The following is a 14,115-nucleotide window of genomic DNA, read 5'->3' as shown; positions in this document are numbered from 1 at the left end:
GGAGAAATATGCACGCGTTAATTTTACGATATTTCAAGACTTTTAAATGATGGAGCTTGATAGGCCAAAAGCTTGCGTATTCGCATGCATGATTTTAAAAATCCGGTAGTAATTTCAGGCTAGCAGCGTTGACAATTCGCGGCTGAAGCCGCTCCTACAAAAAACTTACAGATAATCCCTGACACCCAAATGCGTATCCAGCCTCGCTTGCTCTTCCGCGTTTAGCGTTGCCCTGTGCGCCCTGATGGTATAGCCGCCATGCATGGCACCATCGTGATTGATCATCCAGTCGATGATCGCTGCATCTTCAAGATTGAAAGTGTCACCAATTTCATAATCACGCAGCTCTGCGGGTACTTCAAATAACTCGCCTGTGAAGCCAGTATCGCTGGTTTCAATCACTCTCAACCACATAAACATATTGCCAGTGGCAAGTACAAATTTGATTTTGATCAGAGGGAAAAATTCTTCCTCAGTATTGCTGTGGATAAGCTTTCTGAAGTGTGGCAATGATTGCTGGGCATCTGCAAAAGCTTGCTGCATGCTCGCATCGTTTGAATTGCTCATGGTGATTTTTATACCGGGGTCGAGATCAGGCTTGCGGCCCATATCTCTCCTGTACATTTGCCAGTCATACCAGCAATTTTCTGGATCGATATCGTCATAGCCGCGTGATTCGGCGAGTTCACCAGCATCGGGTTTTTCCATCATGATGACACTGGCATTGTCGCGGATTTCTATGACTTCGTCATAGCTTAATGGGCTGCCTTTCTTGTCTTCTACATTGACCAGAATAGCGACCAGCGCCGGGATAAAAACGGGGACTAATTTTTCTTCACTCATGTAGATTCCATCGCATGCAGGATTATCAGAATAGGAAATTCTACTCTGGCAATCCGCTGTGCATGGAAATTATCTACGTAAAGAAAAATTTTATTGTGACAATTTATTTCTTGGGTGGCGGATTATTGTCCTTGCCTTCCGGTGGTCGTGGTGGCCGTTCTGGTTTGGCAAACAAACCCTTGGGTGAATTGGTGCAAGTCGCAGAAATCTTGCCTTCGCGTGGTGTGGTGATTTGCACTAGCGCACCTTCTTTCTTGCCTTTGCAATCTTCATAAGCCTGTGGTGGTGGTTCGCGGGGTGGTCTGTCGTCTTTGCCAGCTTCAGGCGGTTTTTTCTGGTCGCCGCCGGGAGGCTGGGCATGGACAAACAGGCTGGCACCTAATGCCGCCATGAAGATACTGGCGCGTGCCAGGTTTAGTAAGTTTTTCATCCTGTTTCCTTTCAAGGGTGTTGATGACAGGATAGATCTTAAGCAAAAAATATGAAGAAAAAGTGAAGATAGTCGCTTCTTTACATAGCTTTACTTTGTTACGCCGATACTGATTCTATCGTATCTTCCATAAGCATCAAAAGCGGTAATGTCATAGCGTCCGGCTTCAGGGAATTCTATGATCTGCGACTGGTTGGCCAGTTTGTTGGCCACCAGATGACCATTCACCATCCAGCTGACTTCTGCCTGAGAGCCACGGATTTCCAGCCTTGCTTTGGGTACTTCCTTGCCGCTGGCCCTGTGCAGGATTTCGCCATCGCTGAGACCGACTATCTTGATGCTTTCATCGGCATTGTAGATCGCTGCACATTCTGTTGCCCAGGCGGGTGGCAGGGCGACTTTGCGCAGGCCTGCGTCCAGCCAGGGTTCGAGGGCGGATGGCCAGCGGGCGGCCTGCAATTTATCCATGGGGCGCTTGCTGCACTCTGGTGCTACCCGCAAGCCGCTCTGGCTATCGACAAAGTAAGTGAAAATTGGCGAGGCGGTTTTAAGGCGATCAGCAAAGCTTGGTGGTGCTGCGCCATTCAAGATCCATGCCGTGCGTTGCAGCGGGCAGAGTTTTTCTGGCTGTTCGCTGGCGCGTGTGCCCAGCGGCCAGCAGATTTTTTCCTGGCTGACAGTGGCAGGTGGGGCGGCCGGGCTGGGGCTGCGGCCATCGGGTATGGCGGTAAAGATATCCACCAGCAAGGGAGCGGCGACATTCGCACCAAAGAAGCCAGGATTGGGCGTGCCATCTGGCCGCCCTACCCAGACACCTATGGTGTAGCGATTGCTGACGCCGACTGCCCAGGCGTCGCGGAAACCAAAACTGGTGCCGGTCTTCCAGGCGATGCCGCGGTAGCTACCATTGCCTTCAACGGCACGTGCCACTGGCCCGCCGGTTTCCAGTATATCGCGCACAATGAAGGCGGCACCTTCACTCATCATCCTTTGTTCCTTGCGTGCTGCGGCGGGTGTCATGCGCGGTACGGCAGCCATGCCTTTGCGGGCGAGGGAAGAATAAGCACCAACCATGTCTTCGAGCTTGGCGCCTGCACCGCCGAGAATGACACTGAGGTTGGGTGTGGCACCACGCGGGAATTCCAGCTTCAAGCCACCGCGCCTGAGCATGGAAACAAAATTCGATGAACCCAGTTGTTCCAGCACTTCAACCGCAGGCACATTCAGGGATTTCACCAGGGCTTCAGAAACACTGACCGGGCCGTGGAAGTTTTGCTGGAAATTACCAGGCTGATAGCCAGAAAAAGATTGCGGTGTATCGGACAATAAAGACTCTGAGTGGATCAGACCCTCATCGAGTGCAAATGCATACAGGAAGGGTTTCAGGGCAGAACCTGGCGAACGCGCAGCCCGCACCATGTCGACATCGCTGAAACGTTCACGGTCGCTAAAATCTGCCGAACCGGCATAGCCCAGCACTTCAAACGTGGCATTGTCCATCACCATCGCTGCCATGGAAACGCGTGGCGGCAATTGCCGTATGCGGTCTGCCAGCAGGGTTTCTACTGTTTGCTGGATTGCGGTATCGACGGTAGTCTGGATCACGGCTTGCTGGTTTTTTGCACGCTTCGCTTGCTGCTTCATTCGCAGTGCCAGCAAGGGCGCGAGTAGAGGTTCACGCACCACCTGGGCGGTCACAGGCTCGGTCAGGGCATCGGCAATGATGTCCTTGCTCCAGTTGCCCTCCATGCGGCGTATCACCTTGTCACGCGCCACTTGCGCACGTTGTGGATAACGGTCTGGCCGCAAGACGGACGGTAATTGCGGCAGCACCGTCAGCAGCGCTGCCTCGGCATGTGTGAGGCGACTGGCTGGCTTGCCGAGGTAGGCACGGCTGGCAGCTTCCACCCCTTCCAGCACGCCGCCCATGGGGGCATAGTTGAGGTAGAGGGTCAGGATTTCTTTTTTTGAATAATGCGCTTCCAGTTGTAGGGCACGGGCAATTTGCTTGAGTTTGCCACGCACTGTATGCGGCGTGGGATCAATAATGCGCGCCACCTGCATGGTGATGGTGGAACCACCGGAGACGATTTTGCCATTGTGCAGCCACTGCCATGCTGCCCGCGTCAATGCCAGCGGGTTGACACCGGGGTGCCACCAGAATGCCCGGTCTTCATACTGCGTCAGTGCATCGACATAGTAGGGCGAGACTTCCTGCAGGCTGATGGCGTGACGCCAGATATGGTCTTTGTCAGGGAAAGCGCGTAAAGGCGTGCCGTCGCGGGCCAGGACTACCATGGCGTAGGGGGAGTCACGGCCTGGTTTGGGCAGGGGGAAGCAGAGGTCGGCGATGATGAAGGTCAGGACGACGATGATGATTGCTGCGCATTTCTTTTTATGAATGAGCAGAGTTTTACGCAGGGAAGTGAAGTTGGCGTACTTCTTGAGATTGAGCGTCATGCGGTGGAAATCGGATATAGAAAAATCAAATAAACGGCAAATGGGTATTGTGGATGTTGGTCGAACTGATCTTGTTTTCGGTGTTGCTGTTGCTGTTGTTTTTGACTTTGCTTTTCAACCGCTTGGGACGTAGCAATTTGTGCATCACATAAAATGGATCAGAAAGCTTCGTTGTTTGAGCGTAGCGAGTTTCGAAGCTTTCCCATTTTTTGTGATGCGCAAATTGTGCTGGAGCGCAGCGCAAGCACCCGAAGGGCAAGTCTGCGGTCGCCTTTCTTTGAATCCTTTCTTTGGCGAAGCAAAGAAAGGATTTCGGCCGCCGGGCCGAGACCCGGCTAGCATCTGCGAAGGGCGATCGCTTTAATCGAAGTACGGTAATGCAACGAACGCCGCTGGGCTCCAGCCTTCGCTGGAGCGACGTCTTTATAATTGCCGTTCATCGACGAGCATTTCTCCGCTTTTCCTCTGTGTCTCGGTGCCTCTGTGGTGAGAGGTTTTAGGTCTAACCATAATGAACGAATACGCTGTTCAAAGGCCAAGTGTTGGGCTGGTGAAGCGTAGCCCAACCTACAAGATCAACCCCAACCTACGACTCTCAATATCTACTACTTCCCACTCTCCACCACAGTCAACACATCCGTCCCACCCGTTTGCCCATACAAATCCGGCCTGTACATATCCTCAGCATACAGCGGCGGGATGACGAATTTACCTGGTGTCACTACCCGCACGCGGTAGAACAGGTTCAGTACATTCCAGTCCATGCGTACTGCTGCCACAAACCTGTCATCACGGAACTCGACATGTTTGATGTGCGGACTTTGCATGGCTTCGGCAGGGTTGATTTTATCTATCGTGACTGTGCTCATTTGCTCACCCTGAACGATATTCGTGTTCTCGATTTCCAGGCCAGCCGGGATGCGATCGACTATCATGCCTGTGCCCATGGCGCTGCGGCTGCGGGCTGTGATGCGCATGATGATGGTTTCGCCTACCTTCAGGGCACGGTTACCGATTTCTGAGCCGTCTGGAGCATACATCTTGCGACTCAGTTCTATGACATCAGTCTTGGCAGGCGGCAGCTTGATCAGATTACCAGTCACAGACAATTCCACATACAGATTGTCTTTGCTGTTGTTGCTGAGTTTGACACCGCCAGCCAGTTCACTGGCCTGCAATTCACGGAACAGCGTGGCCTTGGCTGACAATTCATCGGTCTTGCCTGCAACGGCCAGGGTGCCCGTCCATGCTGCTGTTTCGCCAGTGCTGTAAGAACGGCCTACCAGGAACAGGGCGAGTTTTTCCTGAGTGCTGTAGTAGCGGTGTTTCTCCATCTCATTGGCGATGACGCCAATCAGGTTATCGCGGCCAGCCAGCGTGATCTGATGCCTGTCGAGCAAGGCATAGGACAGGGCAGCATCGCGCAGGTTACTGCCGTAGTCATACCACCAGTAGCCATTGTCACGGCCTTTTTTGACACCTTCTGCCAGGGCGACATCGCTGCGTGCCTTGTCACCCATTTGCTTCAGGGCGATACCCAGTTGTATCAGGCCCAGGCCAGATTGCGCATTGCCACGGGCATCGTGCATCTGGCGCAGTGTCGCCAGTGGTGCCTTGTTCTGGCGTGCCAATACATAGGCACCTGCTGCCAGCACACTGAAGCGGCCATTATCACGAACACGATTTTCTTCCCACAAACCGGTGCCATTGGTAGTGGTGGAGGTCGCGGCTGCTGGAGCAGCAGCTGGCAAACGTGCTACCCCTTCCTGCAAACCGCGCAGGAGGAAATCCAGTGCCTTGTTATACATGGCATCTGGCACAGCAAAGCCCTGTTCGCGTGCATCCACCAGGAAGCCGGTGACATAGGCAGACAACCAGTATTCATACTCCGACACATTGCCCCACAGGCTGAAGCCGCCATTCGGTGCCTGCATGGTGGCCAGGCGGGCGATGGCCTTGTCCAGCATTTCCACCCTTTGCTCACGTGTATAGGGCTTGAGTCCAAAGCGCTTGGCGGCTTCTTCATCGACGAATACATGCGGGTAAGCAGTACTTGTGGTTTGCTCGGCACAGCCGTAGGGGTAAGTCAGCAAACCCTGGATGGCAGCGCGGATATCAATCGGTGCCTTGTTCGATACCACCATATGCGCCAGCAAAGATGCCTTGTGCAAGCCTGCCAGGTCAGCTTCCCTGAGATCCAGCGATTCACCGGCTTTTACGGTAAAGCGTTTGGTGATCTGGGTTTGTGGCGTTGGTGCCTGCACGGTCAGGGCAAAGCTGCGCTCCATCTTGATACCAGAGCCGCTGATGTTGACGGTAATAGTATGCAAACCCGGCACAGGCTTGGCTTCGATAGGGAAGCGCAGAGTTTGTTTTTGCTGGTCTTTCAGACTCAGGCTGCGTTCTGCCTCTGTCAGTTTCAGGGCTTCGCCGCCATTGATGCTGACTTTCAGGTTCTGTCCTGCACCTGAGAGATTATGCAAATCCAGCGCGACGATGGCAGTGTCACCAAAGGACAGGAAGCGTGGTGTCGCCAGCTCGGCTATCAGCGGTGCGGCGACTGTCATCTCGGCATCCTTGGCACCAAAACGTTCGCCACCAGCCACCACGGCCATCAGGCGCAAAGTGCCATTGAAGTCTGGAATAGCCAATGGTATTTCGGCTTCACCTTGTTCATTCAATTGCACAGGGCCACTGAAGATGTCGATAAGTTTGACCTTTTTCGGCAAGCTCTTGGTGGCCTTGGGCGTGTTATCACCACCAAACTTCAGCTTGCCTTTCTGGCCCTGCATTTTTTCTATGAGACGGCCATAGATATCATGCTGGTCTGCGCCATAACGCAATTTGGCAAAGAAGAAAGCGTGTGGATCAGGCGAAGCAAACTTGGTAATGTTCAAAATGCCCACGTCCACTGCTGACAGGGTCACCATGGTTTTTTGGCCTCTGGCTTCTGGCACCTTGATTTTTACCTTGACGGTGCTGTCCGGCAGCACTTTGACAGGTGCTTCCATGGTCACGGCAAATTTGCGGTCTGCCCTGTCCAGCGGGATATGGGCGATACCCAGTGCACGCGCTGGTGTCACCTTGTCGCCTTCATTGCCAGGGCGCAGAACTACGGCAGAAACATACAGGTCGTGGCGTTTCCAGTCTTTATTGAGCGGGATATCGATAGTCGTTGCATCGGCACCGACAGACAGGCGTTTTACCCACAGGGTCTTGTCGCCTTCTACCGTGATCAGGGCTTCACCCTTGTGCGGCGGAGTGATCGTCAGGCGTGCAGTATCACCATCCTTGTAGACAGGTTTATCCAGCTTCATGGCGACCTTGTCAGGGCGCACGCCCTGGCTTTCATCTGTGCGGGCGCTCCAGCCTACATAGAAGCGGTAGACAGCTTGCATCTTGGTGTCCGGGTCCAGCACTTCGAGGCGATAACGGCCATAACGTACCGGCAGGCGCAATTTGCCACGGCCATTGGCGGGCACGGCAACTGCAGTGGTTTCTACCAGCTCATCGGTTTCAGTGAAGCCAGACTGCCAGCCGCGCTGGTCTTCAAAGCGCCAGTAGTAGTTGCGGTCTTCGCGGAACAGGCGTACCGGCAAGGTAGGTGATGCCTGCAATTTGCCATCCTTGTCTGAACGTATGACTTCAAATTCCACAGGACTGCCTTCAGGCGCATATTCACCCGCAAACATGGGACGCAGGCCAACCAGTACGGGGGCAGGCCAGACTACGCGTTCCATGCTGCGTACGACAGGACGGCCACCGCTTTCCAGCAGGCTCAGGGTAGTGCGCACGGTGAAAGGTGAACGGCGTTTGGCGATGGGTGAAAGATCAACATCGACGGAGGCCTTGCCTTCATCATCCAACTTGCTTTCTTCCAGCTCAGTACGGGTCTTGGCTTCGTTCTCGGTGACATCACCGAATTCAAAACCCGGGTATTGCTTGGCCAGCGGGTTTTTATTGCGCTCAAACTGAGCCACACCCAGCAGGCGGTTACCTGCTGCCGGTGCGCCATACAGGTAGTTACCAACGACATCGACACTGTAGTCACTGTCAGCGGCCAGCGTTGCCAGCTTGCTGCTCAGGTCCAGCTTCATGCGTTCTGGCAGGAATTCTTCGACGCCGAAGCGGAATACCGTGCCCGGCACCTTGTCGGCAGGATCAGCACGCAATTCCAGAGTCCAGAAACCGGTAGGTGCATCGGCGGGTAATTCTATGCGCTTGACGAGGTAACCGCCAAAGCGCTGGTCTGGTCGCCAGGTAGCGGTGAACTGGTCCTTGCCATCGGGGCGTTTCAGCCTGGCTTGTATGGCCTTGGCAGGCACGGTGCGACCATCGGCATCACGAGCCAGCACCGATAAATCAAATTGTTCGCCAGGCCGGTATAAATTGCGGCCAGAGTAAGCAAACAAGCGTGTCGCCTTGAATGGCGAGCCAGTGATGTCGTATTCAGACAAATCGAGCGCCGGTTCTTTCAGGGCCAGCACAGAAATCTGCTCACCCTTACGTGCCATCAAGACCTTGGCAGTCTTGGGTTGCTCGGCAAAAGTTGCATGGCCATCGCCATCGGTATCCGACTTGGCCAGCACCTTGCCTGCCTCATCCATCCAGGATACTTCTACGCCACTGACGGCCTTGCCATCAGTCAAAGAACTGACAAAGGCATCGGCTGACTTGTCATACAAATGTGTATGCAGACCCAGATCGGATACATAGAAATAAGTAGTCTGGTATTCATAACGGAAACGGCCAGGCTGGCTCATGACAGCGACGTAGACGCCGGGGTCTTTGAGTTCCTTGATGTCTTCTACCGAGATATAGGTGACGCTGCGCTTGTTGGCTTTTTGCTCGGTCATGAAACGGCCAAGGTAGACGCTGTCTGACATATTGCGCAAATCATCCAGCTGGTAAACCTGCACAGCACCTTTCAGACTGCTGCGTCTGTAATCATAGTTGTAGTCTTCACCGCCTTCGCCTTCTTCACCTTCAGTTTTTGCGGCATCGGCTTTTTTGGGCTTGCCATTGATGACGCGGTCCAGAAAGCGTGGCAACTGGTCATTTTTCACGCGCAGGAATTGCACATCGACTTCAGGCACATTCACTGTGACGATAGGCAAGCCGCCATTTTGTTTGGCAGGCAAGACCATGCCATTGCTGGCGAAATAATAGGAGGGGGAAACTGGCGCAGAGACTATCGAATAGCGTGCTTCGCTCCCCAGGGTCTTGCCATTGCGTGCAGGCAGGCCGGTCTGCACCTGGACCACATAACGTGTTTGCGGCTTGATATGCGGGAAGTACAAGAGGCGCGGATTTTCACCCACCACCCAGGCACCGGCTACTGGCTTGCCACCCTTGCTGCCGGTGTCTTCTGCCTTGGTACTGACGGTGCTGACCTTGCCTTTTTTGGGCTGACCATCATCGTCATAGCCATAGTCTTCATCGTTGCTATTGGTCTCGGTTTTTTTCAGATCAGCCGCCGAGGGTGGCATCTCGAATACCTGCAAATACTTTTCATAAGTCTTGCTGCTGTCGAGGGGAATACTGAAGGTCAGCGCCAGTGCGGGCGCACCATCGAGGCCACGGTCTGCCGCATCAACCAGGGTAAGCGGCGCGTTCGGGTCGTCATTGACCACCAGACCGCCTATCGCATCAGACGCTCCCGGGCTCTTGTTCTTGTACCAATATGCGCCGCCTATGATAGCGATGAATAAGGCGAACAACATCGCCATTTTGAACGATTTGCTTTGCATGGTGCTTCCCTGATTGATCTGGATGGATTGCTTAAATTTTGCACATTGATTATGACATGGGCATTGTCAATAATTTCACTTGTTACGATATCTTCCGGTGTTACGATTTCTTCCGCAGTTGTGAAGATTTTTCAGCAGTCTTTCGCGCCAGCACTCAGGGAGACGGGCGCAGATAGGTAAAATAGACCATCATCATCAACAAGACAGCAGCAAGTACGCCAGTACATATAAAGAAAACGATATTGGTTTTGCCGTAACTTGCCTGGCACATGGCAGCTATGCACAGGCAGATGGCGCGTATCACGGCCAGTGAACTCAGGAAAGTAATAAGACCAAATATTTTTACATAGCTGAATGCAGAATTAAAAAATTCTGTGTTGCCGGGGTTGGTGCCATGCCCGCCCTGTCCCGCAAAACCAGCGAGTACGACGACGCCTGCCACGACGACAGTCGAAACGATCAGGAAAAGTACAAAGACCGGTATGGAAATCAGCAAAGCGCGTACAGCTTGTCCCCACGTAACGATATGTTCGTTCTTGATAGCATTACTGAAGTAGTCAATCACGATATCCCACCCGGTTCATCAAATATGCTGATTATTCATGAAGCCTTTAAGACAGCATGACTGGCATAGTGACATGCCCACAATTGCATACTACAGAGGCGGGATACAAAAACACAGCCTACCAAAGTAGGTGTTCATGCCGACAGTCAACAATCAATATGGCTCAAAACTGATCTTGTGCTTTTGCATGACGTCCAGCATCAGTTGCTTCCACGGCCCGCTTGGTGCCCAGACCTTGCTGACGGCTTCATAAGCGAGGACAGGGTCTTCCTTGCCGACCACCACGCGATAGAGAAAGACCATGGTGGATGCACGCATGTTCACCTGGCAGTGGACCAGCACCTTTTTATTTCCCAGACTTTGCAGGATGGCGGCAAAGGTTTCGTAGTCGCTGACGGCTGGCTTGTTGAAAACGATGGGAATATTCACAAACAACATATTCTGGCGGCCGACGATGATGTTCTCTTCGCGTACGGCATCAGAGACATGCGGCGGTGCCAGGTAAATGACAGCTTCATAGCCCTGCGCAGCCAGGCTTTCCAGGGCTTTGGCAGTAGGCTGGCCTGAGCTGGTCAGTTGTGCGGTGATGGGAACGACATTAGGTGCGTCAATGTTTTGCGCGTTTTGTGTGTTTTGTGCATAGGCACCTGTGGATAAGCCTGTACATAAGACTGTGGACAAGCCCAGGAAAGCGGTGCATAAGTATGTAGATAAGCTTGTGGACATGCCTGTGAATATCCTGTGGAGCAATGTGTTAACAGGCTTGCCCATGCTCACGCTTCTGGCTCAGGCTGTGTTTCCAGCGTCAGTAAATTGGCATCGCGGCAGATGCGCCATTTGCCATCGGCCTGCAAACGCCAGATGCTCAGCACATTCCCAGCACGCTTCATGTACTGGCCTGTCTGCTTGGGGATAATCTCGACTTGCAGATAAGACCAGGTATAGGCAAGATCCGTCTGCACGACAATTTCCTGTACCTGGGAGCTGGAAGTGATGTGATGTGTCTGCAAGATATTGCGCAAGTTCTGGGCAAATTGCTCGCGGCCCTTCATGGGCGGATGGCCTGCCACCAGGAATACCACTTCTTCATCCATCAGATCGAGCAACTTATCCACATCCCCGGCGGCGGTGGCGTCCTGCCATAGCAGGATATTGTTCAATATGGTTGTGGCTGCTGCGCTGGCTTGCTCATTTCCTTCATTGTGCATGGCTGTCCTTTATTGTGTTGAGGTCTGAAGCAAGCGCAGATCAGGCTTATTTGGGTGGCGGCACCTGGCTTTGCAGGATTTGCCCCAGGTCCTTGCCTTGCTGCGCCAGCAGGCTTTCCAGTGCCGGCATCAGTGGCCCCAGGGTTTCTGCCAGCATGCTGCGTACTGTATCGACCACGACCTGGGTGGTTCGTTCAATTTCTATGTTCAGGCTGGCACCGGTTTTTTTCTCGGCAAAAACAGTCATGCGCAGGGTTTCCGGGATCAGCCAGACTTCAAACCAGCCTTCCTGGCGGTTGACCTCGGCTATCGTCAGGCTGGCACCATTGATGGCGATATAGCCTTTGGCGAAGATGTAGCGCAGCCACTCTGGTGGCACGGCGATACGTATCACGTAATTGTTTTCCAGCTCGCGTATTTGGGCAATATGGGCTTTGAAGTCGACATGGCCAGACAATGGGTGGCCGCCAATCTCGGCACCATCCTTGGCGGCGCGTTCTACATTGACGCGGCCATCCTTGGCATATTCACCCAGCGTGGTGATGGCCAGGCTTTGCTGCATGACGTCGAATTCTGCGGCATTGTCGCCATGCAGGGCCGTCACTGTCAGGCAAACACCGTCGACGGCAACGCTGGCACCGATTTCCAGATCTTTGCAAAAACCCTCAGGGAAGTCCAGCTGGTAAGTGCGCAAGCCTGTTTTGTCCTTGAGTTCTGCGATGCGGGCTATGCCCTGTACTATGCCTGTAAACATGATGGGTGTTGGTGATGAGCTTTGAATGTCTGTGATTGTAAGCCATTCAGGGATTAGCCATCTGTTCTATGCAGCCAGCGGTAATTCAACCATGAAGTTGCAACCATGGCCGACCACGCTTTCGCAGTGGACTTTGCCACCGCAGGCTTCACTAAGTTTCTTGACGATGGACAAGCCCAGTCCGCTGGAATGTTCGCCCGCTGTAGGCAGGCTGGAGAGCTTGGTGAATTTCTCAAACAAGTGCTGCTGGTCTTCGGCGGACAAGCCCGGCCCCTCATCCCTGACCTGGAACATGCCTACCCCGCCGGTATTGCTGACACTGAGCCAGATGCGCTTGCCCAGCGGTGAATACTTGACGGCGTTCGACAAGAGGTTATCGATAATTTGTACGCAGGCATCAAAGTCGGCCTTGACGATAACCTTGTCCTGTATATCCATGATGACTTGCAAATCCTTGGCCTTGAGCATTTCGGTATATTGCTGGGCCACATCCTGCAAGATCTTGCTGACATCCAGGCTTTGCATTTGCAAGTGCAGGTGACCGGTTTCCAGGGCATTCACATCCAGCAAATTGCTGATGATGCGCATCATGCGCTGGCCGCTGTTGCTGATGCGTTCAAGATAATGCTGGCGCTGTTGCTCAGGCATGCTTTGCTGTAATTTACGCAATAAATCACTCATGCCTATGATGCTGGTCAGAGGGTTTTTCAAATCGTGGGCAGCGATGCCGAGGAAATCATTTTTGTCCTTGTCCAGCTTTTGCAGCCTTGCCACTGCCTCGGCCAGTTCAGCCGTGCGTTGCCGGACCTTGCTGTCGAGCTCCTGCTCGGTACGTTGTGAAATTTCCAGCAATTTGGCCTGCGTCTGGGCATGTTCTATTTTCATCAGGCTGATATGGTAAGCCTGCGCCAGCGCCAATAAGATGGCTTCTACGGCAGAACCTATCTGGAAACCATATTCCGTCGCCCAGCCAGGTTGCAGCACACCCATATTGCGCAGGGTCACCAGCGACAACCCGGTAATCCAGGTGGCTGATGCCAGCATGACGATGAAACCTGGTCGATAACCGCGCAAGCCAACGATGAGGCACACCGGCAAGATCAGCAAAATGAGGGCGAAGCCGGTCATTTGCATGATGGGCGCAACCAGCGGGTAATACCCGGCCAGCACTGCCAGTGCAGCAAACACACAGATGATCTGGGCCAGCACAAACAGGCGATTGATACGTGGCATTTTTTCATGCAGGCGCAAGAAGCTGGCAATGAACATGGCTGTGCTCATCACTACCAGAGGCGACAAGACCCCGGGCAAGATATCCACCAGTTCTGGCCAGTCCGGCGCGAGATACATGCCTATATGGCCATTCAGACTCATGCCTGCCAGCAGGGATATGCAGGACAACAACAGGTAATAGCGTAGCGCAACATCACGGTAAGACACGGCCAGCAACAGGTTGTAGACAATCATGGCCAGCATGATGCCGTAGTAGATGCCCATGAAATTCGACACCTGATTCGAGTGCGCTATAAAGGCATATGGCTCCCACAGGCTGGCACGTAAAAACAGGGCGCTGCTGCTTTGCAGGCGCAGGTAGACATGATGGACTTCAGTATCCGGCAACTCCAGCATGAAGAGTGGATAACGATGGCGGATTTCCAGTGCGGAAAATGGCAGGCGGTCACCAGCACGCTGCGTCGTCATGCTGCCATCTGCAGCAAAATGGTAGAGGCGGATATCGTCGAGGATGACAGGCGCGAGTTCCAGCAGCCATTGCTTGCTTTGGCCAGCCTGGCTGCGCTGTATGTCCAGCTTCAGCCAGAATACGGAAGAAGAAAAGGAAGCACTGAGATTACCCTGCAAAGGCCGGAACAGCTGGGCATGTGCAGGATCAGCGACATCGGCAGCCTGCAAGCTGGCACTCTTGTCTTCGTAGACTTGCCAGGCCGAGCTTAAGGAAACTTCTTGCTGGCCTGCCGCAAGTCTGACAGTACCTGCATGCGCTGCCGTGTTGCAGAGACCGCAGCACCATGCAAACAAAAACAGGAAGCGCAAACAGGAAGCGTGGATTTCGGTCATGTTAAAGTGGAAATATCATGCGTTGCAGC

General features: G+C 53.4%; 9 protein-coding genes. All 9 read right to left on the bottom strand.

All coding sequences use genetic code 11. The features are described 5' to 3' along the window. Nucleotides 1-165: 165 nt before the first annotated feature. Nucleotides 166-843 carry a DUF2314 domain-containing protein gene (locus DFR42_RS07850; RefSeq protein WP_110254436.1) on the bottom strand — a complete coding sequence of 226 codons (678 nt, stop codon included), beginning with the start codon at nucleotides 841-843 and terminating at the stop codon, nucleotides 166-168. Between the two features lie 103 nt (nucleotides 844-946). Then, nucleotides 947-1,273 (bottom strand): hypothetical protein, encoded by a 327-nt coding sequence (locus tag DFR42_RS07845; RefSeq protein WP_110254435.1) that lies wholly within the window; start codon nucleotides 1,271-1,273, stop codon nucleotides 947-949. 90 nt (nucleotides 1,274-1,363) lie between these two features. Next, a complete protein-coding gene (gene pbpC / locus DFR42_RS07840; RefSeq protein WP_110254434.1) occupies nucleotides 1,364-3,733 on the bottom strand; it encodes a penicillin-binding protein 1C in 2,370 nt (789 codons plus the stop codon). A gap of 605 nt (nucleotides 3,734-4,338) precedes the next feature. Beyond that, nucleotides 4,339-9,483 carry an alpha-2-macroglobulin family protein gene (locus DFR42_RS07835; protein ID WP_211324192.1) on the bottom strand — a complete coding sequence of 1,715 codons (5,145 nt, stop codon included), beginning with the start codon at nucleotides 9,481-9,483 and terminating at the stop codon, nucleotides 4,339-4,341. 154 nt (nucleotides 9,484-9,637) lie between these two features. Further along, nucleotides 9,638-10,048 (bottom strand): hypothetical protein, encoded by a 411-nt coding sequence (locus tag DFR42_RS07830; RefSeq protein WP_110254433.1) that lies wholly within the window; start codon nucleotides 10,046-10,048, stop codon nucleotides 9,638-9,640. 153 nt (nucleotides 10,049-10,201) lie between these two features. Then, nucleotides 10,202-10,774 (bottom strand): protein tyrosine phosphatase family protein, encoded by a 573-nt coding sequence (locus DFR42_RS07825; RefSeq protein ID WP_170133441.1) that lies wholly within the window; start codon nucleotides 10,772-10,774, stop codon nucleotides 10,202-10,204. A 47-nt stretch (nucleotides 10,775-10,821) separates the two neighbouring features. Beyond that, nucleotides 10,822-11,256 (bottom strand): YybH family protein, encoded by a 435-nt coding sequence (locus tag DFR42_RS07820; protein WP_110254431.1) that lies wholly within the window; start codon nucleotides 11,254-11,256, stop codon nucleotides 10,822-10,824. A gap of 46 nt (nucleotides 11,257-11,302) precedes the next feature. Further along, the gene (locus tag DFR42_RS07815) at nucleotides 11,303-12,010 is read right to left on the bottom strand and encodes a riboflavin synthase subunit alpha (protein ID WP_110254430.1); all 708 of its coding nucleotides are present in this window, start codon (nucleotides 12,008-12,010) and stop codon (nucleotides 11,303-11,305) included. Nucleotides 12,011-12,076: 66 nt separating this feature from the next. Next, the gene (locus DFR42_RS07810) at nucleotides 12,077-14,086 is read right to left on the bottom strand and encodes a sensor histidine kinase (protein ID WP_110254429.1); all 2,010 of its coding nucleotides are present in this window, start codon (nucleotides 14,084-14,086) and stop codon (nucleotides 12,077-12,079) included. Between the last annotated feature and the right edge of the window lie 29 nt (nucleotides 14,087-14,115).

This window comes from Undibacterium pigrum (assembly GCF_003201815.1).
Taxonomy (GTDB): Bacteria; Pseudomonadota; Gammaproteobacteria; order Burkholderiales; family Burkholderiaceae_D; genus Undibacterium; species Undibacterium pigrum.
Note: the sequence above shows the minus strand (reverse complement) of the source record. Positions and strands in the feature narration are given on the sequence as shown.